Annotated in this window: 23 protein-coding genes; 6 read left to right on the top strand and 17 right to left on the bottom strand. The window is 59.4% G+C overall.

All coding sequences use genetic code 11. The annotated features are described in order from the left end of the window. Positions 1–11 precede the first annotated feature (11 nt). Together thyX and dapB are read right to left on the bottom strand one after the other, a co-directional pair. Positions 12–758: an FAD-dependent thymidylate synthase gene (gene thyX / locus QP324_RS01435; RefSeq protein ID WP_150851383.1), complete on the bottom strand. Its 747-nt coding sequence runs from the start codon at positions 756–758 to the stop codon at positions 12–14. A gap of 3 nt (positions 759–761) precedes the next feature. Then, a complete protein-coding gene (dapB, locus tag QP324_RS01430; protein WP_239277506.1) occupies positions 762–1,508 on the bottom strand; it encodes a 4-hydroxy-tetrahydrodipicolinate reductase in 747 nt (248 codons plus the stop codon). Between the two features lie 148 nt (positions 1,509–1,656). On the opposite strand from dapB, the gene QP324_RS01425 reads away from it, so the two are divergent. After that, a complete protein-coding gene (locus QP324_RS01425; RefSeq protein WP_284814215.1) occupies positions 1,657–2,040 on the top strand; it encodes a VOC family protein in 384 nt (127 codons plus the stop codon). Between the two features lie 113 nt (positions 2,041–2,153). Beyond that, positions 2,154–2,852, top strand: a complete 699-nt coding sequence (locus QP324_RS01420; protein WP_284814089.1) for a hypothetical protein — start codon at positions 2,154–2,156, stop codon at positions 2,850–2,852. Between the two features lie 96 nt (positions 2,853–2,948). On the opposite strand, the gene QP324_RS01415 is transcribed toward QP324_RS01420, so the two are convergent. From QP324_RS01415 to QP324_RS01400, 4 genes are all read right to left on the bottom strand, one after another. Beyond that, positions 2,949–5,195 (bottom strand): polyribonucleotide nucleotidyltransferase, encoded by a 2,247-nt coding sequence (locus tag QP324_RS01415; RefSeq protein WP_284814086.1) that lies wholly within the window; start codon positions 5,193–5,195, stop codon positions 2,949–2,951. Between the two features lie 143 nt (positions 5,196–5,338). Continuing rightward, the gene (rpsO, locus tag QP324_RS01410; protein ID WP_005278802.1) at positions 5,339–5,608 is read right to left on the bottom strand and encodes a 30S ribosomal protein S15; all 270 of its coding nucleotides are present in this window, start codon (positions 5,606–5,608) and stop codon (positions 5,339–5,341) included. Between the two features lie 168 nt (positions 5,609–5,776). Next, a complete protein-coding gene (locus QP324_RS01405; RefSeq protein ID WP_284814085.1) occupies positions 5,777–6,709 on the bottom strand; it encodes a nucleoside hydrolase in 933 nt (310 codons plus the stop codon). After that, on the bottom strand, positions 6,710–7,732 hold the full coding sequence (locus QP324_RS01400; protein WP_204608618.1) for a bifunctional riboflavin kinase/FAD synthetase: 1,023 nt from the start codon (positions 7,730–7,732) through the stop codon (positions 6,710–6,712). 23 nt (positions 7,733–7,755) lie between these two features. Between QP324_RS01400 and truB the strand changes: the two genes are divergently transcribed. Continuing rightward, entirely contained in the window at positions 7,756–8,649 is an 894-nt protein-coding gene (gene truB / locus QP324_RS01395) for a tRNA pseudouridine(55) synthase TruB (RefSeq protein ID WP_284814083.1), read from the top strand. Here truB and QP324_RS01390 read toward each other — a convergent pair. The 9 genes from QP324_RS01390 to rimP all read right to left on the bottom strand — a co-directional run bounded on the left by QP324_RS01390 (position 8,646) and on the right by rimP (position 18,172). After that, positions 8,646–9,320 carry a 4'-phosphopantetheinyl transferase gene (locus tag QP324_RS01390; RefSeq protein ID WP_284814081.1) on the bottom strand — a complete coding sequence of 225 codons (675 nt, stop codon included), beginning with the start codon at positions 9,318–9,320 and terminating at the stop codon, positions 8,646–8,648. The two genes, truB and QP324_RS01390, sit on opposite strands and share 4 nt — an antisense overlap. Next, positions 9,317–10,129, bottom strand: coding sequence for a metallophosphoesterase (locus QP324_RS01385; RefSeq protein ID WP_284814079.1), 813 nt, complete (start codon positions 10,127–10,129; stop codon positions 9,317–9,319). Before QP324_RS01385 ends, QP324_RS01390 begins: the two co-directional genes overlap by 4 nt. Positions 10,130–10,215: 86 nt before the next feature. After that, positions 10,216–11,532, bottom strand: coding sequence for an MATE family efflux transporter (locus QP324_RS01380; RefSeq protein WP_284814077.1), 1,317 nt, complete (start codon positions 11,530–11,532; stop codon positions 10,216–10,218). Between the two features lie 20 nt (positions 11,533–11,552). After that, positions 11,553–12,515 (bottom strand): bifunctional oligoribonuclease/PAP phosphatase NrnA, encoded by a 963-nt coding sequence (locus QP324_RS01375; protein WP_284814075.1) that lies wholly within the window; start codon positions 12,513–12,515, stop codon positions 11,553–11,555. Further along, entirely contained in the window at positions 12,516–12,959 is a 444-nt protein-coding gene (gene rbfA / locus QP324_RS01370; RefSeq protein WP_239194447.1) for a 30S ribosome-binding factor RbfA, read from the bottom strand. A 263-nt stretch (positions 12,960–13,222) separates the two neighbouring features. Further along, complete coding sequence (infB, locus tag QP324_RS01365; protein ID WP_284814073.1) at positions 13,223–16,054, bottom strand: translation initiation factor IF-2; 2,832 nt, start codon at positions 16,052–16,054, stop codon at positions 13,223–13,225. Between the two features lie 147 nt (positions 16,055–16,201). Continuing rightward, positions 16,202–16,507 carry a YlxR family protein gene (locus tag QP324_RS01360; RefSeq protein ID WP_284814072.1) on the bottom strand — a complete coding sequence of 102 codons (306 nt, stop codon included), beginning with the start codon at positions 16,505–16,507 and terminating at the stop codon, positions 16,202–16,204. 85 nt (positions 16,508–16,592) lie between these two features. Then, positions 16,593–17,609, bottom strand: a complete 1,017-nt coding sequence (nusA, locus tag QP324_RS01355; protein WP_005328685.1) for a transcription termination factor NusA — start codon at positions 17,607–17,609, stop codon at positions 16,593–16,595. 23 nt (positions 17,610–17,632) lie between these two features. Then, complete coding sequence (gene rimP / locus QP324_RS01350) at positions 17,633–18,172, bottom strand: ribosome maturation factor RimP (RefSeq protein ID WP_284814071.1); 540 nt, start codon at positions 18,170–18,172, stop codon at positions 17,633–17,635. A gap of 38 nt (positions 18,173–18,210) precedes the next feature. Between rimP and QP324_RS01345 the strand changes: the two genes are divergently transcribed. Both QP324_RS01345 and QP324_RS01340 read left to right on the top strand, forming a co-directional pair. Beyond that, positions 18,211–19,062: a DUF4439 domain-containing protein gene (locus QP324_RS01345; RefSeq protein WP_284814069.1), complete on the top strand. Its 852-nt coding sequence runs from the start codon at positions 18,211–18,213 to the stop codon at positions 19,060–19,062. A 181-nt stretch (positions 19,063–19,243) separates the two neighbouring features. After that, complete coding sequence (locus QP324_RS01340) at positions 19,244–19,573, top strand: transglycosylase family protein (protein ID WP_049377454.1); 330 nt, start codon at positions 19,244–19,246, stop codon at positions 19,571–19,573. A 120-nt stretch (positions 19,574–19,693) separates the two neighbouring features. Here the strand turns inward: QP324_RS01340 and QP324_RS01335 are convergent, their stop codons facing one another. Both QP324_RS01335 and QP324_RS01330 read right to left on the bottom strand, forming a co-directional pair. Next, the gene (locus QP324_RS01335; protein ID WP_034668463.1) at positions 19,694–20,056 is read right to left on the bottom strand and encodes a membrane protein; all 363 of its coding nucleotides are present in this window, start codon (positions 20,054–20,056) and stop codon (positions 19,694–19,696) included. A 39-nt stretch (positions 20,057–20,095) separates the two neighbouring features. Next, positions 20,096–21,865, bottom strand: coding sequence for a proline--tRNA ligase (locus QP324_RS01330; protein ID WP_239277478.1), 1,770 nt, complete (start codon positions 21,863–21,865; stop codon positions 20,096–20,098). Between the two features lie 31 nt (positions 21,866–21,896). On the opposite strand from QP324_RS01330, the gene yaaA reads away from it, so the two are divergent. Then, a complete protein-coding gene (gene yaaA / locus QP324_RS01325; protein WP_034668531.1) occupies positions 21,897–22,619 on the top strand; it encodes a peroxide stress protein YaaA in 723 nt (240 codons plus the stop codon). The last annotated feature ends 10 nt before the right edge of the window (positions 22,620–22,629 follow it).

Genomic DNA, 22,629 nt, shown 5'->3' with positions numbered 1-22,629 from the left:
TCACGCGCGTGTTAGGCGTAGGGGCTTGCCGCCATCTGGGTTCCATCAGCCAGAGTGGTGATGTTGAAATCATCAAACAGCACTGGGGCCTTGCTTTGCAGCAGTTTCAGGCACTCCACCGCAACGTGGCGGAGCTCCTCATCGGCCTGCTCGGCGGCACGAGCACCAATAAAGTGACGCCACGCCCGATAGTTGCCGGTGACAACAATGCGCGTTTCTGTGGCGTTGGGAAGAACGGCACGCGCCGCCTGGCGGGCCTGCTTCTTGCGGAGGAGCGCGTTGGGCTCATCCAGCTTCTCCTCTAGTGCGCTAAGCAGTTCATCGTAGACAAAGCGAGTCTCATCTACCGCTTGCATTACCAATCGGCTAAGTTGCTCGTCCTCAGCCACCAATTTAGGCAGGACCACCTCGGTCTCCTCCGGGTGGACAAAGCGCTGGGAGAGCTGCGAGAAGGAAAAGTGCCGGTGGCGCACGAGCTCATGGCTCGCCGAACGCGACAGCCCTGTGATGTACATCGTGGCTGTGGCATGCTCGAGCAACGCAGTATGGCCTACCTCCATGATGTGGTGCAGGTAGGCTTCATTAGTTGCCGTGCGAGGATTTGGCTTATCAAAGGACTCGTAGCAAGCCCGTCCAGCAAACTCGACGAGTGCTTCCCCATCAGAGGCCGAGTCATCCGCGTGCCACTCCACGCCCTGCGGAGCGTGGAACTGCGTTGCGGCAATGAGCTGAATATCTAGCTCACTTGCTTTAGCCATGGCTTAAAGCCCCAGGTACTTGTCGAGGCCCACGACTAGGCCCGGGTGATCCGCAATTTGGCGCACACCCACCAGTACGCCCGGCGTGAAGGACGCGCGGTCATAGGAATCCTGGCGGATGGTCAGCGACTGACCTTGAGCACCAAAGATGACCTCCTCGTGTGCCACCATGCCACGGGTGCGAACCGCGTGTACCGGAATGCCATCGACAGTGGCGCCGCGAGCACCATCGAGCTGCTTTTCCGTAGCATCCGGCATGTCACCCAGACCAGCCTCCTTGCGGGCGGCGGCAATTCCCTCAGCGGTATGGATCGCAGTACCGGACGGCGCATCCAACTTGGTTGGGTGGTGGAACTCAATTACCTCTGCCGTTTCGAAGAACTTGGCAGCCTGCTTAGCTAGCACCATGGTGAGAACTGCAGAAATGGCAAAGTTCGGCGCAATGAGGACATTGCCGGCACCGTCCTGCTTGGTCCACTCCTCTACCTGAGCCAAGCGATCCTTATCAAAGCCGGTGGTTCCCACCACGCAGTGGATTCCGTGGGAGATGCAGAATTCAAGGTTTCCCATTACGGAATCTGGCTGGGTAAAGTCCACGATGACCTCTGCGTGGGCGTCGATAAGCTGCCGCAAATCATCATCGCGACCGATTTCTGCCACCAGCTCTAGGTCATCTTCCGCGTTGACACCTTCAACGATTGCCTGACCTACGCGCCCGTGGGCGCCTAGCACGCCAACCTTGATAGCCATGGTGTGTTCTCCTTCTTCAGCCACATCGGTAGTACTTTTCTCCCCATCCTAACGCGCATGGAGGTTGCACAATTCTTCACCTTCCTTGGAATGGAATTGCCCCCTTCGACGATGCCCCCTCATTCTCCCTAGGATGGCAAGCATGTAGATATATATCGCTTCCGTTCCTGTAGACGACGTTGCCCGCGCTCACGATTTTTACGTCAATACCCTTGGCTTCCGAGTTAAGGATGACGTAACTCACGGCGATTTCCGGTGGCTTACCGTTACCAATGCTGAAGGTGAGGGAAATACCGAGCTGCTTCTGGAACCGAAGGGCCATCCCGCTGCCAAAGACTACGCCGCAGCACTCAAGGCCGACGGTATTCCGGTCACGCAGTTCCTGTCCGCGGATGTGGAAGCCGAATATAAGGAGCTCAGTGACAAGGGCGTGAAGTTCACCATGGAGCCCACCGATGTTGGGCCGTCCATCATCGCTGTTTTCGATGACACCGTAGGTAACCTTATTCAGCTGGTGGAACTGAAGAAGTAACCGCACCCTTCCTTCTCACACAGGTTAACAATTGCATCACTTCCTACTGTACGTCCCATCTTCCCCAGTAGAATGGGTGTAACAACACGGTACGCACCAAGGAAGTGATGAATATGTCTCCCTCAAATTTCTCTCGCACTATCGCCGTGGCCATCAGCGCAGGATGCGCGTTAGCAGTTGCCGCTTGTTCCGCTGAAGACACTACGCAGGCAGGCACACCGGCGTTTAGTGAGGTTCAGTCAACTACCGACACTGCTGAAGTTCAGACCACCTCCGCTACCCCTGCCACCACTTCTGCACCGCGCAGTACCTCAGCGGCGAATGAAGAAATGCAGAAGCTCTCCCATGACTCAGCCCCAATGACGTTCGCCGGTATGGGCACGGCCTCTCTCGAGGACCAACAGCATATGCCAGAGAATCTCGGAAACCTCATCCCCACGGGTGTGCGAGTGGGGGCGCACGATGGGTTCACCCGCGTCGTCATTGACTTGGAGGGCGAAGGTGAACCGGGCTGGTTTACGTCCTATACCGATAGCCCTACCCAACAAGCATCCGGCAAGCCGGTTGAGCTCCAAGGAAATACCTTCCTCAACCTAGGCATTGAGGGAACGCCGTGGCCTTCTACCCCAGAGCTAAAAGAAAAGTACATGCAGCCAGGCACTACCCCTGGTGCCGGGGTGGTCAGCGCAGTCAACTACACCACCACCTTTGAGGCGCAAACACAGCTCATTATCGGTCTAGAGAAGAAGACTGCCTACTCCGTGACGTATCTAAAGGACCCGTCCCGCGTGGTCATTGACTTCCAGAACTAACGTATAGCGGCGCCTCTAAATGGTGCACACCTTACAAAGAAGGCTCTGCTTTCCAGCGAGTGAACTGGAAGGCAGAGCCTTCTTTGCGCTTAGGGATTAGTCCTCAACCGGAACCAGGGAAATCTTGCCGCGATTATCAATATCCGCGATTTCTACCTGAACCTTATCGCCAACGTTGATGACGTCTTCTACCTTCTCGATACGCTCGTCGCCACCCAAGTTGGAAATGTGGATCAAGCCATCGCGACCCGGGGTCAAGGAAACGAATGCGCCGAACGGCACGGTCTTTACCACGGTGCCCAGGAAGCGCTCTCCTACCTTCGGCAGCTGTGGGTTTGCAATGGAGTTCACCTTATCGATGGCAGCATCCGCAGCCTCACCGGTAGCAGCGGAAACGTAGACGGTTCCGTCATCCTCGATGGAGACATCGGCGCCGGTTTCCTCGGTAATCTGGTTGATGGTCTTGCCCTTTGGTCCGATAAGCTCACCGATCTTATTAACCGGGATCTTCACGGAGGTGATCTTCGGTGCAAGGCCAGACATCTCATCTGGGGTATCGATGACCTCAGCCATGGTTTCCAGGATGGTAGAGCGGGCATCGCGAGCCTGCTCCAGGGCCTGGGCCAGGACCTTAGACGGGATGCCATCCAACTTGGTGTCCAGCTGCAGGGCGGTGATGTACTCAGAGGTACCGGCGACCTTGAAGTCCATATCGCCAAAGGCATCCTCGGCACCGAGGATATCTGTCAGGGCGACGAACTTTTCCTTGCCATTTACCTCGCCAGAGACCAAGCCCATAGCGATGCCAGCTACCGGAGCCTTCAGCGGGACACCGGCATTGTAGAGGGACAAGGTGGAGGCACACACAGAGCCCATAGAGGTGGAGCCATTGGAGCCCAAGGCCTCAGAGACCTGACGGATGGCGTAGGGGAAGTCCTCACGGGATGGGATGACCGGAAGCAGAGCGCGCTCGGCCAAAGCACCGTGGCCGATCTCGCGGCGCTTCGGGGAGCCCACGCGGCCAGTCTCGCCAGTGGAGAATGGCGGGAAGTTGTAGTGGTGCATGTAACGCTTGGATTCCACCGGGGTCAGGGAATCAATCTGCTGCTCCATCTTGAGCATGTCCAGGGTGGTAACACCCAGAATCTGGGTCTCACCGCGCTCGAACAGGGAGGAACCGTGAGCACGCGGAACCAGGTCCACCTCAACGGAGAGGTCGCGGATATCGGTAACGCCGCGGCCATCGATACGGAAGCCCTCGGAGAGGATCTTGTGGCGCACGATCTGCTTCATCAGGGCGTTATAAGCACCGCGGATCTGCTTGGAGGCATCGGCCTCATCCAAGTCCTCGAACTGGTCCAAGAGCTTTTCTTCGACCTGCTCCATGTATTCATTGGTGGCATCGTCGCGTTCCTGCTTACCCGGAATGGTCAGCAGCTTCTCTAGCTTCTTTGCAGCAGCCTTCTCCACTGCCGCAAAGACATCATCGCCGTATGCCGGGAAGAGTGGGAACTCCTGGGTTTCCTTGGCGGCACGCTCGGCCAGACCGTTCTGGGCCTCGCACAAGGTCTTAATGAATGGCTTTGCTGCCTCCAAGCCTTCAGCAACGGTTGCTTCCTGCGGTGCAGGAGCGCCATCGGCAATGCGCTCAGCAACGTTGGTGCCGGCACCGGCCTCGACCATCATGATGGCTACGTCGTCCTTACGGCCCTTTTTGACAATGCGGCCGGCAACGACCATCTCAAAGAGAGCGCGCTCGTGCTGCTCGTGATTCGGGAAGGCCACCCACTGGCCCTCGGGGTGCTTATCATCAGCGATCAGTGCCATGCGGACACCGCCGACAGCGCCGGAAACGGGCAAGCCGGACAGCTGGGTGGCGGCGGAAGCGCCGTTGATAGCAACGACGTCGTAGTACTCTTCCGGATCCTGGGACATCACGGTAACAACGACCTGGACCTCGTTGCGCAGACCCTTGACAAAGGTTGGGCGCAGCGGGCGGTCGATAAGGCGGCATGCCAGGATGGCCTCAGAGGAAGGGCGGCCCTCACGGCGGAAGAAGGAGCCCGGAATCTTGCCGGCGGCGTACATACGCTCTTCTACGTCCACCGTCAGCGGGAAGAAGTCGAATCCCTCGCGCGGCTGGTTGGACGCGGTGGTCGTGGCCAGCAACATGGTGTCATCGTCTAAGTAGGTGGTCACGGAGCCGTCTGCCTGCCGAGCCAGCTGGCCGGTTTCAAAGCGCAGGGTGCGGGTGCCAAAGTCACCATTGTCTAGCGTGGCAATGGCCTCGGTAATGCCAAAGTCCTCGTCAATATTGAACTCGACGGAGTTCTGAACGCTCATTAAAAAATGTCTCCTTGAGTGGTTTAGGCGATCGTCGGTGCCGCCTGGTCGATTTTGTCTATGACAACGGTGTCAAATTCTAACAGAAAAACCACAAAAGCCCCGCCAAAGGGCGGGGCGAGGTGGCCGAAGCTGGGCCGAAATTAACGGCGCAGACCCAGGCGAGAGATCAGATCACGATAGCGATCGACGTTGTTCTCAGCCAGGTACTTCAGCAGGCCACGACGGCGACCAACCATCAGCAGCAGACCACGACGGGAGTGGTGATCGTGCTTGTGGAACTTCAGGTGCTCGGTCAAAGTATTGATGCGGGAGGTCAGCAGGGCAACCTGTGCCTCAGGGGAACCGGTATCGGTTTCGTGCAGGCCGTACTCCTTGAGAATTTCGGCCTTCTTCTCAGTGGTCAATGCCATGAGTATTTCTCCTTTATTTCAGTCCACATTATCGTGACGCTTAAGCCTGCGCTGGCGCAGTACTTGTGCGTGCCGCAACTGCTGTGAACCGCAGTCGCTAAGCCAAACAAACACCCTACAGCGCCGAGGCAGAGAAAATCAAAACCACATGGCTTCTAGGCTGTGCTTTTAAAGCTCGCTGAAGAGCGTCTCAAGGCGTTCGACAAACTCTCGCACAAAACGCTCACTATCCACACCCACAGCTACCCGGGCGGTGGGTGGCGCATCCAATCGCTTTTCATCCGCGATTGTCCGCCCACGGGTAGGGCCGGTGGTGTCAGTCTTGAGGTTTATCGAAAGGACGTCGACAAGCGAGGCATCTGCCGCCACCGCAACGGCCAATGGATCGTGCAGGCCGCACCCGCCCAAGTGCGGCGATGTGGTGGCGTAAGCACGAATGTAATAGTCCACCATATCCGCAAAAATGCGGCCGGCGCGGGTTCCGGTAGCGCGCCAACGCGCAGACTCCGCCGTGGTCAAAAGCGTGCGCAAGGTGACGTCCAAGCCCACCATGGTGGTATCACTTGTGTGGCGGAACAGGTAATCAGTAGCTTCCGGATCCTGGGAGATATTGGCCTCGGACCACGGCGTGACGTTGCCCGGAACCGTGAGAGCCCCGCCCATCATCACCAAGTGTGCGGCCGTGGCAAAGGAAGGGTCCTGCTGCATGGCGGCAGCAATCGTGGTGGACGGGCCGGTCGGAATGATTACTAGATCATCGCTGTGCTCGTGCACGGCCTCGATGAGGAACTCAGCCGCTGGTTGGGACTGCGCCTGGGTGGTTGCCGGCGGAAGCAGGACCTCCCCCACGCCGTTGTGGCCGTGGATTAAAGAAGAAATCTCGCTTGGCCGAAAACCATCCGGGCTAGGTCCGGCAAAGACCGGAATATCGTCTTGGCCCAGTAGTTCTAGAAGGGCCAGTGTATTGCGCACGGCTAAGGGCACGGTCACGTTGCCGTACGTGCAGGTCACGCCGATTAAGTCCAGGTCCGGATGGGCGATGGCATACGCCAGCGCTAGGGCATCATCAATGCCGGTATCAAGATCGAGAATCGCCTTCATTTATTTCTCCCGCAGGAAGTAGTCCTTCGCGGTCCAGCCCTGCGCCTTAGCATCGGCGGCTAGCACCTGGCGGGCCTTGGCTACGTCATTGGCCATCGCTTCTAGCAGCTCGTCTACGGAATTGAACTTCACCATATCGCGGAGGTGGCCCACAAAGTGCACCGTAGCCTCGTAGCCGTACAGGTCAGCGTCGCGGTCGAGCACGAAGGACTCAATGGAGCGCTCCTCATCGCCAAAGGTGGGGTTGGTGCCTACGGAAATAGCGGCCGCATAGGCCACGCCAGGCCGCATATCCCCCTCGATAGAGGAATCAGAGTGAACGATGAACCAGCCCGCGTACACACCATCGGCCGGGATGGCCACCGTATCCGGGAAATACTGATTGGCCGTAGGGAATCCGAGCTCCTTGCCTCCACGTCCTGCGCCGCGCACTACGGGCCCGGTCACAGTGAAATGGCGACCGAGAGCCCAGTTTGCGGATTCGATATCCCCCTGCGCAAGGCACTCACGAATGTGGGTGGAGCAAATGCGCACGCCCTCATCATCCAGCAGTGGGACGATGTCCACACTAAAGCCGAACTCGGCACCAAAGTCCTGCATAGCCTGGGCGGTTCCGGTCGCGCCGGCGCCAAAGGTGAAGTTCTCTCCTACCACGATGTGCTGGGCTGCGAGCTTTCCTACCAATAAATCTTCTACGTAGGGCCGTGGCTCCACCCCAGCAAGGTCTCGGGTGAAGTCAATAACGAGCACGGCTGCAATGCCCATCTCTTCGGCCAATTCCAGTCGGCGTTCAAAGCTCAGCACCGCCAACGGCGCACGTTCCGGGAGGAATACCGACACCGGGTGCGGGTCAAAGGTCACCATGACAGGGCGCTCACCATGAGCGCGTGCATGCTCCACGCAGGCGGAGATGAGCTGCTGATGGCCGCGGTGCAGGCCATCAAAAACGCCGATGGTTACTGACGTTGGGCCCACTTCCGCGGGGATGTCATCGATTCCGTACCAAATATCCACGCAGACCATCGTAGAGCATAGACTTAGAGGCTATGACTGATGCGCTCGCAAACTCCGGACTCGTCATCGTAGACAAACCCGCCGGCATGACCTCCCACGATGTTGTCGGCCGCCTACGCAGGTACTTTCGCACCAAGAAGGTAGGCCACGCCGGCACCCTCGACCCCATGGCCACCGGCGTGCTTGTCCTAGGCATGGAGCGTGGCACCAAGTTCTTGGCCCACATGGTTGCCTCCACTAAGTCCTATGACGCCACCATTCGCCTCGGCGCCGCCACCACAACCGATGACGCCGAGGGGGAGCGCTGCTGGGGCGCTAGCGCTGCGGCAATTGACCGCACCGCAATCGAGGCAGAGATTGCCAAGCTCACCGGCGACATCATGCAAAAGCCCGCGGCCGTATCCGCAATTAAAATTAACGGCCGCCGCGCCCATGAGCTAGTACGCGAGGGCCAGGAGGTAGACATTCCCGCCCGCCCAGTAACGGTAGATAGATTTGACGTCCTGGCCGAGCGCCGCGAGGGCGACTACATCGATCTAGACGTCACGGTGGACTGTTCTTCCGGCACCTATATCCGCTCCCTGGCCCGCGATCTGGGCGAGGCCCTGCAGGTGGGCGGGCACCTGACCGCCTTGCGTCGCACTGAGGTGGGCCCTTTTGCACTTGTCGACGCCCTCTCGCTCGACGCCCTTGCCAAATCCCCTCGCCTTTCCCTCAGCTTGGATGAGGCCTTGGCTCGCTGCTTCCCCGTCCTTTCCGTCACAGAGGAGGAGGCCGCCGCCCTCGCCATGGGCAAATGGCTAGAGCCCCGCGGGCTCAAGGGCGTCCACGCTGCTGTGGCCCCTAATGGCCAAGCCGTGGCGCTCATTAAAGAAAAAGGCAAGCGCCTGGCCACCGTATTTGTGGCACGGCCCTCTACCCTTTAGCGACTAAAATCTAAGGCTGGAACCGAGGTGGAGACGATAACGTAGCCGTCTCGAATTACCCAGCGCCCGGTGATAAAAGGCACCGGTGTGGGCCTAGCCAAAATATAGGAAATTAACGTGCCATCTTCGCGCAGGTCGATTTCTGCCTGGTCAAAGTCCAGCCAGCGAAAAGTCATGGGAAACCACGACTTATACGTGGCCTCTTTGGCGCAGAAGAGCAAACGATCCGGGCAGGTAATCCCCGCCTCACGAAGCCGTAAAAGCTGCGGCATCTCCCCCGCTCGGGCGATCATGGTGAGCACATGATCCGGCAGCGGTTCGGCGGGTTCTGCATCCAGGCCTACGGATTTTAAGGCTGAGGTAGGGGCAACCACCGCAGCCCGCATCCCCTCGGTATGCGTCATCGAGCCGACAAAGCCTTCTGGCCACAGCGGCATGCCGCGCTCGCTGCGCAAAATCGGCGTCGCCGGGCTGGCACCTAATTCCTGCAAGGCTCGGTGCGCGCACCACCGAGCATCACCGAACTCGGCCTTGCGTACATCAACTGCCTGGGAAACCAGAGACTTTTCTTCGGCCGCGAGGCCTTCAAAATTAGCCAAATCCGCGTAACCCGAATCCGTGCGCACATAGCAATAGCGCGCACTTTCAGGAAATAGCTCTGGATACATCATCGTGCCTCCTCCCCTTCAAAAGAACGCAGTACCGGATAGGGCCACGTCTGGGTGCTGTCGCGCCCCTGCCATTCGCGTGGATACCCCAATGACGTCTCGATGTGGTCAACGCCGTCCACATTCATGCGAGACGGCATATGAAGGTGCCCATAGATGACGGACTGCGCGTTATAGCGCCGCGGCCACGACCGCGTATGCCTAGTTCCGCACCACAAGGCAATTTCCGGAAAGCGCAATAGCATTGTCGGTTCTTGGACCAGCGGCCAATGGTTAACCAACACGGTAGGACCATGTACTCGGGAAAGGCGCTTGATGGAATAGGCCAACCTATCCCCACACCACGCCCGCACGTCTACGAAGGGGGCGATGGCGAACTCATCGGTCATCATCAGTTGTTTTGCGCGCGCCGCCTCAATGGCTTCGTCCACGCTAAGGCCATGCGGACGGAAACTGTAGTCATACAAAGTAAATAGCGGAACGATGGTGGTCCCGTGAAATACTGGATACGGGTCTTCTGGAGTGATAACTCCAATTTCCCTACACCTTTCCACCAGGTGCGCATACTTATCTCGGCCTTGATAACGATCCTGGGAGCGGGAGAATAACTCATGGTTGCCCGGCACCCAGATGACCCTGGCATAGCGATCATTGAGCTGGCGCAAAATACGAATGATGAGATCGGTACGCTCTGCGACGTCCCCGGCCACGATGAGCCAATCCGCGGGATCGGGCGGAGTAAGCTGATCAATGCGCTCGCTATTGGCGCTGACCGCTCCATGCAGGTCAGAAACCGCCCACACTGTTGGCATAGGTTTCTCACCTGCCTTCCTAGAATCTGCGCGCTGCACGGAGCAGCACACCGCGCGAGAGTATCAACACGCCCACTTTAGCGCAGCTAGCGCTCCTGTACTACGGCCCATTTCATCGATCGGAACCGGTAGACCACACCCACCATGCGGAAAGCAATGAAGGCCGCGAGGCCACACCACACGCCGGTTAAGCCTGTGCCCATAAAGTGCGCCAAGATAACGCCCGGCAAAAATCCCACCAGGACCGAAGAAATGGTCAGCGTACGCAGGAAGGCAGCATCGCCGGCACCCAGCAAGACACCATCGAAGGCGAAGACCACGCCACCGCCGATAACCATGGCTACCAGGATCCACCACGGCTTAGAGATGGCATCGAGCACTTCCGGAGCGGAGGTAAAAATGCGCGGAATAATCCCTGCACCAGCAGCAAATACGGCAGCCAAGAGGCCAGAGAAAATCGTAGAGTACAACGCCACCTTGCTGCCCACACTGCGTGCGTGCCGCGCAGAGCCAGCACCTAGTGCAGCACCAGTCAATGATTGCGCGGCAATGGCCAACGAATCCAAGATAAGGGACATGAAGTTCCACAGCTGCATCATGATCTGGTGACCGGCCAAAGAAGCGGTACCAACGCGGGAAACCACAGCCGTGGCGGTTAGGAAAGCCACCTGGAAGCTAGCCGAACGCAAAATAAGATCGCGGCCTAAGATGAGTTGTTCGCGTACCACATGCCACTGAAATTGCCAGGAGCCGGTATGCTCCTTATGCAATTCGCGGACAAATAGCGCAGCAATAATGCTCATGCCCAAAACCGTGGCAATGGCCGAGCCTGCCAGCCCCCAGAAATGGACGAAGATGGGCACCGCAATAGCGCCGGGAATCATGCCAGACAAAGTGAAGTACAGCGGCTTCTTCGTATCTTGGACACCGCGCATCCAGCCGTTTCCGGCCATCTCCACCAAAGTAACGGGAATAGCCAGAGCTGCGATGCGCAGCCACAAGGCCGTACCGGCGGCCGTGGTGGGATCACCGGTTAAGGCGCGGGCAAATACGCCGCCGAAAATCCACATGATCACGGCGAGCAGCGCGCCTACACCTAGGGCCACATAGGTGGCTTGCACGCCTTCAGCAACCGCAGCTTCGCGCTTTCCGGAGCCAAAGAGACGGGCAGAGCGAGCGGTCGTGCCGTAGGACAAGAAAGTCAACTGCGTCGTCACCACGGAGTGAATTGTGGTGGCTGCAGCCAGCGAGGCGAGCTCTTGGGCGCCAAGGCGTCCGACTACCGCGGTATCCAGCAAGAGGTAGAGCGGCATGGCCGCAAGTACGCCAAGCGCGGGAAACGCGAGGCCAAAGACCTCGCGTGCGGTTACCGTGCCAGCGGTGGAGCGATCCTGAGCGTTCATTCCGTCCGTCTGCCTATTTCTCATCGGATAGCGGCCACCAATTCCTTAAATATTTTTTCCGGAGCCCCGTGAGCGGTATAGCCCGCGGCCGGTACATGCCCGCCACCGCCGAAGGTTAGCGCCACCGAAGAACAATCAATGCGAGAAGAACGCAAAGAAACTGCCCACACCTCCGGAGCTTGTTCCTTAAACACCACGCCGACGGTGGTTCCTTCAAGCGCGCGAACGAACTCCACCAAAGATTCAACGGCCGAATCAGAGTGTCCCTGGATATCTTCCAGCCGCGCGACGAGAATGCCTAGGGTGTGCTCCCCTGCATCTTCGAGGCGCAAACCGGCCAATACCCTACCGATCATCTGAAGATCGTCCGGCGTGGTGGAATCTAAAAGGTCAGCTGCGATCTGCTTGGTATCGAGATCGTAGTGCATGAGGCGGGTGGCAATATCGTGCATAGCCGGCCTGCCCCAGCGGAAGCTGCCAGTATCGGTCATCAAACCGGCATATAAGCAGTGCGCAATATGACGGTCAATCTGAATCTCCAGTGAATCCAGGATGCTCAGCAACACCACGGTGGTGGATTCACATTCAGTGTCCACCACATTGATGGCACCAAACCCCGGATTAGAAGAATGATGGTCAATGCACAGAACTCGGCCCTGCTGGGCTAGCTGCTCAATCCGGTCCGCAAAAAAGCCCGTCCGGTCTAAAGAACCACAATCAACGGTGACGTAGAGGTCATAGCCTTCCGGCAGCTCACGACTAGTGGTGACGTCGTCGGCGGCAGGAATGGTGTAAAGATTACGGGAAATCTCCCGCTCCTGGCCCACAACGGCACAGACGTCTTTGCCCCGTTGGCGCAGCGCGAGCAGCAACGCCGCAGCAGAGCCGATGGCATCGGCATCCGGCCGCAGGTGCGTCACAATGCAGATGCTATGAGCATCATGCAAAGCGGCAACTGCCGGCTGGTATTGCTTCTTAGTCACTTAAGCCTCGTCTTCATCGGAGGTCTTATACGGGTTCGCATCCCCTGCCGGCTGGGCGTTTTCCTTCAGCTTTGCCAGTTCTTCATCGCGGGCGCGAGCACGAGCCAGAAGTTCTTCCATATGAGCAGAGGCCTCCGGTACGGTATCGACCTCGAAGGTTAGCGTCGGGGTAAACCGCACCGAGAGCTGATCGCCCACAATCTTGCGCAGCTGACCTTTAGCGCGCTTGAGGGCTTCTTCTGCTTGTGCGAAGTCCGGCTCTGAATCAATGTCCTTTCCGCGCACGGTATAAAAAACGGTGGCATCGTGCAGGTCGCCCGTGACTCGAGTATCCGTAATGGTCACCAGCTCGAGGCGGCGATCCTTAATCTGGCGTTCGATGGCGCTCGCCACGATTTCCTGAATGCGCTTGGCCATGCGCGCTGCGCGTGCGTGATCGACCATGTGAACCTCCCAGCTCAAAAAGAATCTATCTCTAAAATTACCGCCAACCGGTACAAGAAACCACCAGTTTAGTGCCGAATCGCGGACAATGAAAACCCGTCGCGGCAACGCCAGTAGGCAGCGGCACCCAAGGCGCCCTCAACTTACAGACGCAGGAATAGCGCAAGGCCCGCTTCCCATCTCCCCGCGCCTTCCCTACTGAGTGCTAGCAGCACATTCAGTGGGGACGGCGGGAGCGGAAGCGGGCCTTGAGACGGCGACGTTTAGTCGCGCGGAACCTCGACCTCTTCGTAGGCCTGGATGATGTCGCCTACCTGGATATCCGGGTAAGAGAGCACCATACCGCACTCGTAGCCGGCCTTGATCTCGGTTGCGTCGTCCTTTTCGTGACGCAGGGACTCAATCTTGGCGTCGGCAGTGATGACGTTGTTATCGCGCAGCAGGCGAACCTTGCCGTTGCGGACAACCTTGCCCTCGGTAACCATGCAGCCGGCGATGGTACCCACCGCGGAGGACTTGAACAGGGCGCGGATTTCGGCCGCACCGGTGTCGCGCTCCTCGTAAATCGGCTTGAGCATGCCCTTGAGCGCAGCCTCGACCTCTTCGATGGCCTTGTAGATGATCGTGTAGTAACGAATATCCACGCCCTCTTGGGTGGCCATCTCCGTCGCCTTGCCTTCCGCACGGGTGTTGAAGGCAATGATGACGGCGTCGGAAGCCGCTGCGAGAGAGACGTTGGTCTCGGTCACAGCGCCCACACCACGGTCGATGATGTTGAGCTCGACTTCGTCCTCGGTCTTGATATCCAGCAGGGCATCTTCCAGTGCCTCGACGGAACCGGCATTGTCGCCCTTGAGGATGAGGTTGAGGGTCGAAGTCTCCTGCAATACCTTGTCCAGATCCTCCAGGGAGACGCGCTTGCGCTGCTTTGCCTGCAGGGCAGAACGCTTGCGAGCATCACGCTGGTTAGCAATCTGGCGGGCAACGCGATCATCTTCCACCACGAGCAGATTATCGCCTGCACCCGGCACACCGGACAGACCCTGGACCTGCACCGGACGGGATGGGCCCGCCTCTTCGACGTCTTCGCCGAACTCATCGAGCATGCGGCGGACACGGCCGTGCGCATCGCCAACGACGATGGAGTCACCCACGTGCAAGGTACCGCGCTGAACGATGACCGTTGCCACCGGACCGCGTCCGCGGTCCAGGTGAGCCTCAATGGCCACGCCCTGTGCGTCCATGTCTGGGTTAGCGGTCAGCTCCAAGGCCGCATCCGCGGTCAGGATGACCGACTCAAGCAGCTGGTCAATGTTCTTGCCCTGCTTCGCGGAGATATCCACGAACATGGTGTCGCCACCGTACTCTTCCGGAACCAGGCCGTACTCGGTGAGCTGGCCACGGATCTTATCCGGCTGAGCTTCCGGCTTATCCACCTTATTCACGGCCACGACGACCGGAATATCGGCAGCCTTGGCGTGGTTGATGGCCTCCACGGTCTGTGGCATAACGCCGTCATCGGCGGCAACCACGAGGATGGCCAAGTCGGTGGACTTAGCACCGCGGGCACGCATGGCGGTAAAGGCCTCGTGACCCGGGGTATCCAGGAAGGTGATGGTGCGCTCGCCGTCCACGTCCACCGTGGTCTGGTAGGCACCAATGCCCTGGGTGATGCCGCCTTCCTCGCGGGCGCCCTCGTTGGTCTTACGAATAGCGTCCAACAGGCGGGTCTTACCGTGGTCAACGTGACCCATAACGGAGACGACTGGAGGACGATTCTCCAGTGCTTCCTCGCCGCCTTCGTCCTCGCCGAACTTCAAGTCGAAGGACTCGAGCAGCTCGCGGTCCTCGTCCTCAGGGGAGACAACCTCGACGTTGTAGTTGATCTCGGAGCCGAGCAGCTGCAGCGTATCTTCCGATACGGAAGCGGTTGCCGTCACCATTTCACCGAGATTGAACAGTGCCTGCACCAACGATGCTGGATCCGCACCGATCTTCTCGGCGAAGTCAGACAGGGATGCACCACGACGCAGGCGGACGGTCTGGCCCTTGCCGTCTGGCAAGCGCACGCCGCCTACGACGTGCTTCTGCTGCTCCTCGTACTCATGGCGCTTCTGACGCTTGGACTTCTTGCCCTTGCGTGGAGCGCCACCTGGGCGGCCGAATGCACCTGCGGTGCCACCGCGACGTCCGCCGCGTCCGCCTCCGCGGAAACCGCCTGGACGTCCGCCACCTGGGCCACCGTGGCCTGGTCCGCCGTGACCGCCGCGACCGCGGCCGCCGCGTCCACCGCCGCTCGGTGCCTTAGACGGCATCGACGCAGGGTTCGGGTGGGACGGCATCATGGCCGGGGATGGACGGCGACCGCCACCCTGGTTATTGCCGCCCTGACGGTTATTTCCGCCCTCGTTCTGGCCGCCGCGCTTACCGCGGTTATCGCCCGGCTTATTGCCGCCACGCTGGCCCTTGGAGCCACCTGGGCGCGGGCCCGGACGGTTGTCGCCGCCACCCGTGGAGAACGGGTTATTAGCTACGCGACGGGAACCGCCTGGCTTCGGCATAGGACGAGGCATGGAATTGCCTGGGGTCGGGCGCTCGCCCGACTTCTTGCCGCCAGCCTGACCTGGCTTCGGTGCACCCTGGCCAGGCTTCGGTGCGGCAGACTTGGCACCAGGTTTCGGGGCCTGTGCGCCCGGCTTCGGGGCAGCTGGCTTTGCACCGGGCTTAGCAGCAGCACCCTGTCCCGGCTTCGGTGCGCCCTGGCCGGGCTTCGGTGCAGCGGCCTTCGCGCCTGGCTTTGGCGCCTCTGCGCCCGGCTTCGGGGCAGCAGACTTCGCGCCCGGCTTAGGGGCGCTCGCCTTTGCGGTGCTCTTAGCAGCACCCTTGGCAGGCTTATTGTCTTGCTTCTTCTCGGCGGCGTCATCGCCGCCGGACTGTGCTTCATAATGAGCTCGCATCTTCTTAACCACCGGCGGTTCGATGGTGGAAGAAGCAGTCTTTACAAACTCACCCTGTTCCTTCAGGGTGGCGAGCAGTTCCTTGCTGGTTACTCCGAGCTGCTTTGCGAGCTCGTGAACACGTAGCTTTCCGGGCACTTGTCTCCTCTTGGTATCGACTAGGAGTCAAGGCCGCGGAAACTGGCCTGACCCCTAGTTAGGTGTGTAGGACTTTCATCGCTGATGCTTCATCGTTGTGCGCTCATCAGTGTTCGGTCTTCCTTTGTAACTCTGGTTCGTACGAATCTAACGCGGCGTTTCCGCGCTAGGTACCTGTCCGCTATACGCTTCCAAGTACTGCCGTACCTGACCTGTGTCCACGGGTGCGGACGTGCGAAGCGCGCGCTTGAAGGCGCGTTTGCGCTCCGCCAGCTCGAGTGCAGAAAGTGTGGGGCTAATCCACGCCCCGCGGCCGGGAAGCCGGCGGTGTGGATCTGCTACCAGACGGCGGCCGTGCGGATCATCGCGGTCGATGACCACCCGTAACAAGTCCGTATCTGGCAGGCGACGGCGAGTGGCGATACAAGTCCGGAGTCTTTGCCTCTCAGACATTCAACTCCTTACTTTTCGCGTCGCCAATATGCCCCCAATCTGCAACTGGGCCGTTTACTAGCCTACGCTACAAAAGCGCAGATCCTTAATTAGCGTCAGCGTCCGAGTGAATATCGATCTTCCAACCGGTCAAACGGGCAGCTAGACGGGCATTCTGCCCCTCTTTACCAATAGCCAGGGACAGCTGGTAGTCCGGCACCACCACGCGCGCGATTTGCGCCTCGTTGTCTACAACGGTGACCTTGACCACCTTCGAGGGGGCCAGTGCATTGCCTACATAGACCGTGGGATCCTCGCTGAAGTCGATGATGTCAATCTTTTCACCGCCGAGCTGGCGCATGATGTTGTTGACGCGCTGACCGCGCGGGCCAATGCAGGCTCCCTTTGCGTTCAGGCCCTTGGCATGGCCCACAACGGCCACCTTGGAACGGTGGCCTGCCTCGCGGGCAATGGCAATCATTTCTACGCTGCCATCGGCAACCTCTGGAACTTCGAGCTCAAAAAGGCCACGCACCAGCTCCGGGTGAGTGCGAGAGAGATTGATCTGTACCTGGGCGCCATTGCGATTAACGCCTACGACATAGGCCTTAATGCGGTCACCGTGCTCGAGCTTTTCACCCGGAATCTGCTCGGCAGGCAGCAAGATGCCATCCTGGGACTCCAGCTCGGAGCCCAGCTGGACCACAACGATGCCGCGGGCATTAGCTCGCGCATCGCGCTGGACGATGCCGCTGACAACGCGGCCGGTGAGCTCCGAGTAGGAATCATAGGTACGCTCTGCCTCGGCCTCGCGCAACTTGCGCAGAATGGCCTCGCGCACGGCCTGTGCACCCACGCGTCCAAAGTTTTCCGGGGTGTCATCGTATTCGGTGGTTACTTCCCCAGTTTCTGGGTCGCGCTCCGAAACAATGACGCTGACCGCACCGGTGGTGGCGTCGATATCGACGCGGGACTTGGCGCCTTCTACCTTGCCGCCAGCATTAGACTCGCGGTAATCCAGGTAGGAATACAACAAGGCACCCGCAATCGCTTCCAGCAAGTCCTTTACGGGGACGTTGCGCTCGGACTCGATGGTACGAAGTGCCTGTAGATCAATATTCACTTGTCATTCCTCTCGGTTGCCGGTTAATTCTCGGCTTCTTCAAACGTCTTTCGCACTGCCTCTAGCTCCTGTTCGGACGGCTGTGCAAACTCAATTTCTACCACTGCCCGGGCAATGTTTTCCAATCGTTCGGCGCGCGCCTGCACGTCCTTTTTGCTTGCCGTGATGAGGATTACGGCATCGGCGGCGTCGTTAAGCGCGCCAATGCGCGCCGATTGAGTCTTGCCATCGCCAAGGTCGAAGGAGACCTTGCGTCCCCGATTGCGGCGCCAGTGGCGCGGGGCGGTGAGCGGCAAGTCCACGCCGGGGGTGGAGACCTCCAAGGTATAGCCGGCGCCGAAGTTCAGCTCTCCCTGCGCTTCCTTGTCATCAAAGAAGGCAGAAATCTCGTTGGAGACTTCCTCCAACACATCGGAGCTAGGGCGCTTATCGCCATCAACACGGATAATGACCTGGGATTTCTTTCCCGCCTTGGTGGTTTTAATATCTTCTACGTCCAATCCCCGCTCAGCCAGTTTGGGTTGCAGGAGATCGGTCAATTGTTGTGCATCTGGGAAAGCCATGCCCACTAGCCTACGTGCTACGGGGTACAGTCTTTTGCGTGAACCGCCGACGCATAGCTTTGACCCTCGTAGCCACAACCGCCTCCGTGCCCGCCTTGGCTGGGTGCCAAGCGGTTGATTCCGTCGTCGACTATTTTGGCCCGCGGCCAGAAAGCAGGCTGCTGGCGCTTGCCGACGCCGCCGCTACCGACGCCTTGTCCCTCAGCGGCGTCGATGACCATGCCGCAGGGCTGCGCAGCTCCCAGGCGGACGCCCTGTATGCCGAAGTTACACGGCTATGCGGCACGGATGATGCCGGCAATCCCCCACGCTCCTGTGAGGTGGAGCGTCCTACCGAGGCCAATCACGCCGCAGACTCTGGCGAAATTATGGAAAATGCCGCTTCTGCAACAACAGAGGCGGCCGATGAGGTCACCGTTGAATCGCGCACCCTAGTTACCGAGCAGGCTATTGCGCTCAATGCTTGGCTGCCTGGCGATGCCCCCGATATTCCCGAGCTTTCCCAACCGGAGCAAAAGAGCGCTGCTGATCTCTTGAGTTGGGAGTATGAGCAGGTATACGGCCTAGATTTCGCCCGCGCCTACGTTGGCCCCGAACACGAGGACAAGGTGGATCATCGCCTAGCTGTTCATCATCGCCGCATCGACGCCCTCCAGGGCGCACTTGCCCGCTACGGCAACACTCCGCAGCCGGAGCCGGCTTATGCCTCCGGAGAGCAAGAACTGCCCCACGATTCTGCGTCCGCCCTGGCCTTTATCGATGGCCTTGCCGAACATGACGACCGCAAGTGGTCCGCTGCCGCTACGGGCGCAGCGCAAGAAGAATCCCCGGATCAGGAATGGGTTACGTGGCTCATTGGCATCGCGGCAGAGTCCCACGGCATGCGCTAGACCACTACCACCCCGGCCAACCCCACCTGTCCATCCCCTGACAACGGGCCAGCGAAATGGCAGCAACCTCTACGACCCTATGCATTGCCTCGGCTCCTCTAGCGTGCGTAGGTTGGTTCACCATGAGCTTGCAGGAGATTCCGCAAGCTAAACAGACACAAAGAGAAGGAGTTTCCTCTCAATGCGTTCTAAGAAGACCATGTTGACCGTATCCGCCGCAGCACTCGGCCTTGCTGGCTTGGCCGCGCCTGCTGCTACCGCCGCACCGGCTAGCGCCTGGGATCAGGTAGCCGCCTGCGAGTCCGGCGGTGACTGGCACATCAATACCGGAAACGGTTACCAGGGCGGCCTGCAGTTCAACCCGCAGACTTGGGCCGCCAATGGCGGCACCCAGTACGCCCCGACGGCTGACCAGGCGACCCGCGAGCAGCAGATTGCCGTGGCCGAAAGCGTCCTAGCCACCCAGGGTGCTGGCGCTTGGCCCAACTGCGGCGGCCCCGTCGCCGGCTAGTTTTTGCCTCGGCAGTTAATACGAAGCCGGCCTCCTCCCCATCCCGCGAAACCCCGCGGAGTAAGGGAGGAGGCCGGTTTTGTGCTTGACCTAGCTGGCTAGCATGCAGCCAAGGCGGCTTTAGGCCTCATGCTTGGCGATATTCCAGGCATACATCATCAACAGCACCTGCAGCGGCTGGCGGATGATGTGGTAGAGCTTCTTTGGCCACCCTGCCTTGCGTTCAATCCAGGCGTGGTACATATTGGCCGGCCACACCGCTGCAAAGAGCGCGAGTGCGGAAGCACCGCCGAAGCCGCGGGTGGCGCGGCGGCGAAGCAAAGCACCGGTGGCAATCTCCCACAGGCCCGAAGCAAAGTTATAGAAGCGCGCAGGGCCTGGCAGTTGCGGCGGGACAATGGATTCGAAAGTCTTCGGCTTCACAAAGTGCAATACGCCCATTGCTGAAAGCACCGTGGAAAGCCCATTCTTTTGAAAGTTCATGCCTTCCACGGTACCCCGCCGCGCAGAGTTGAGTCCTATTTAGCCACGCACGAGCTCGAGGATCTTGTCCACGATGTCTTCGGCTGGAACCTCAAGGGTCTCTCCACCGCGGATGCGCAGTTCAATCTTGCCTTCCTTGAAGGCACGGCCCAAGATGGCTACGAAGGGCATGCCCAGGAGCTCTGCATCCTTGAACTTCACGCCTGGGGAGACCTTTGGGCGGTCATCGAAGAGCACCTCGAGCCCCTTGGAGGATAGCTCCTCTACCAGCTTATCGCCGGCCTCCATGGCGGCGGCGTCCTTATTAGCCACGGCTACGTGTACCTGGTACGGCGCAACAGCTACTGGCCAATTGAGGCCCTTGTCATCATGGCGCTGCTCGGCCAAGACGGCCAGCATGCGGGTGATACCAATGCCATAGGATCCCATGGTGGGAACGGCGCGCTTGCCGTTCTCATCCAAGATTTGCACGTCAAAGGCCTCGGTGTATTTGCGGCCCAGCTGGAAGATATGGCCAAGCTCAATGCCGCGCTCCAAGGTCAAGGTGCCCTGGTTATTGGGAGCCAGGTCGCCTTCTTTAACCTCTGCGGCCTCAATGAACTCATCCACGGTGAAATCGCGACCGGCCACGCAGCCAACCACGTGGCGCTCGCTCGCATCGGCGCCGGTAATCCACGCCGTGCCCTTGACCACGCGCGGATCGGCCAGGACCTTGATGCCATTGGCATTTAGAGCGCGCGGGCCCACATAGCCCTTGACCAAGAAGTCATTGTCTGCAAAGTCCTTGTCCCCGGCCAACTCAAACTCCACTGGCTCGAGTGCGGCCTCAAGGCGCTTTTCATCTAACTCGCGATCGCCAGGGATGAGAACGGCAGCCAATTCAGACTCGCGCTCTTCGCTCTCCACGGCCGGGTGGTAGAGCTTGACCATCATGCACTTGAGGGTGTCTGCAGCGGTGGCCTCGCGGCCGTCGACAGTAATGCCTGCGCCCTGGGCCCATTCGACCAGCTTCTCAATGGTCTCTGCTCCCGGGGTGTCATGCTCCTGTGCCTCTGGCTGGCCCTCAATATCCTTCTCCGCCGGTGCTGGGGTCACCACGGCCTCGACGTTGGCTGCGTAGTCGCCCTCGGTGGAGCGCACAAAGGTATCCTCGCCCACCTCAGAGACGGCGAGGAATTCCTCGGACGCGGAGCCGCCCATGGCACCAGAGGTGGCCTTACAGATGGCGTAATCGATCTCTAGGCGGTTGAAGATATTCTGATACGCCTTGCGGTGGCGGCCGTAGGACTCGTCCAATCCCTCATCGGTCATGTCGAAGGAGTAAGAATCCTTCATCGTGAATTCGCGGCCACGCAGCACACCAGCACGAGGGCGCTCCTCATCGCGGTACTTGGTCTGAATCTGATACAGCGTAACCGGGAAATCCTTATAGGAGGAGTACATATCCTTGACCGCACTGGCAAACATTTCCTCGTGGGTAGGGCCAAGCAGCATATCTGCGTTCTTGCGGTCCTTGAGGCGGAAGAGGTTATCGCCGTATTCCACCCAGCGGTTGGTCTTCTCATAAGGCTCGCGCGGCAGCAAAGCAGGAAACAGCATTTCCTGGCCGCCGATGGCGTCCATTTCCTGACGGACTACATCTTCAATCTTGCGCAGGGTGCGCAGACCCAACGGCAGCCAGGTATACACGCCCGGCGCGACGCGGCGTACATAACCGGCGCGTACGAGCAGCTTGTGGCTGGGGACCTCGGCATCGGCGGGGTCCTCACGAAGGGTACGGAGAAATAGTTCAGAAAGGCGGGTAATCATGCACAAAAATATACCCCGCTACCCTGTATATATGCTCATTATCCTCCCTCCTTCAGAAACTAAGGCCCATGGCGGTACGGGACAGCCCCTTGACTTCAGCCAACTGTCCTTTCCGCAATTGCATGCCACCCGGCAAGAAATTGCCGCTGAGCTGCAGTCTCTTCCGGTAGACGAGGCCATGGAGGTACTCAAGCTTTCGGAAAAGCTGCGTGGTGAGGCCGAATCCAACCAGGGGCTTTTTACCACCCCCACCATGCCGGCCGTGTTGCGTTATACCGGCGTGCTTTTTGATGCCTTGGATGCCCCTTCCCTGCCCACGTGGGATCGGCTTGCTATTGGCGACGCCCTCTTTGGCGTCCTCCGCGCCAGCGACCCCATTCCGCATTACCGGCTTTCGGGTGGCTCCAAGCTTGGTGGCCGCACCATGAAGTCGCGCTGGGGCAAGCAGATTACGCAGGCGCTCGAGGGAGTGGACGAGCTTATTGTCGATCTGCGCTCGGGCACTTACCAGCAGCTCGGCCGTGTAAAGGATGCGGTAACGGTACGGGTGGAAAGCCTGCAGGACGATGGTTCGCGCAAGGTGGTCAGCCACTTCAATAAGCACTTCAAGGGCCTGTTAGCCCGCGAGTTAGCGCTCTCGCCTGCTGACGCCTACAGCGCCGCCGACGTTGCCGCCATCGCGCGCGCCGCGGGTATGACCGTTGAGGAGCCGGGGCCTGGGTCGAGTGAGCTTACGCTCGTCGTCAAGCGCTGAGCCCAACGCT

This window comes from Corynebacterium sp. UMB0012, from assembly GCF_030216265.1.
GTDB lineage: Bacteria > Actinomycetota > Actinomycetes > Mycobacteriales > Mycobacteriaceae > Corynebacterium.
Note: the sequence above shows the minus strand (reverse complement) of the source record. Positions and strands in the feature narration are given on the sequence as shown.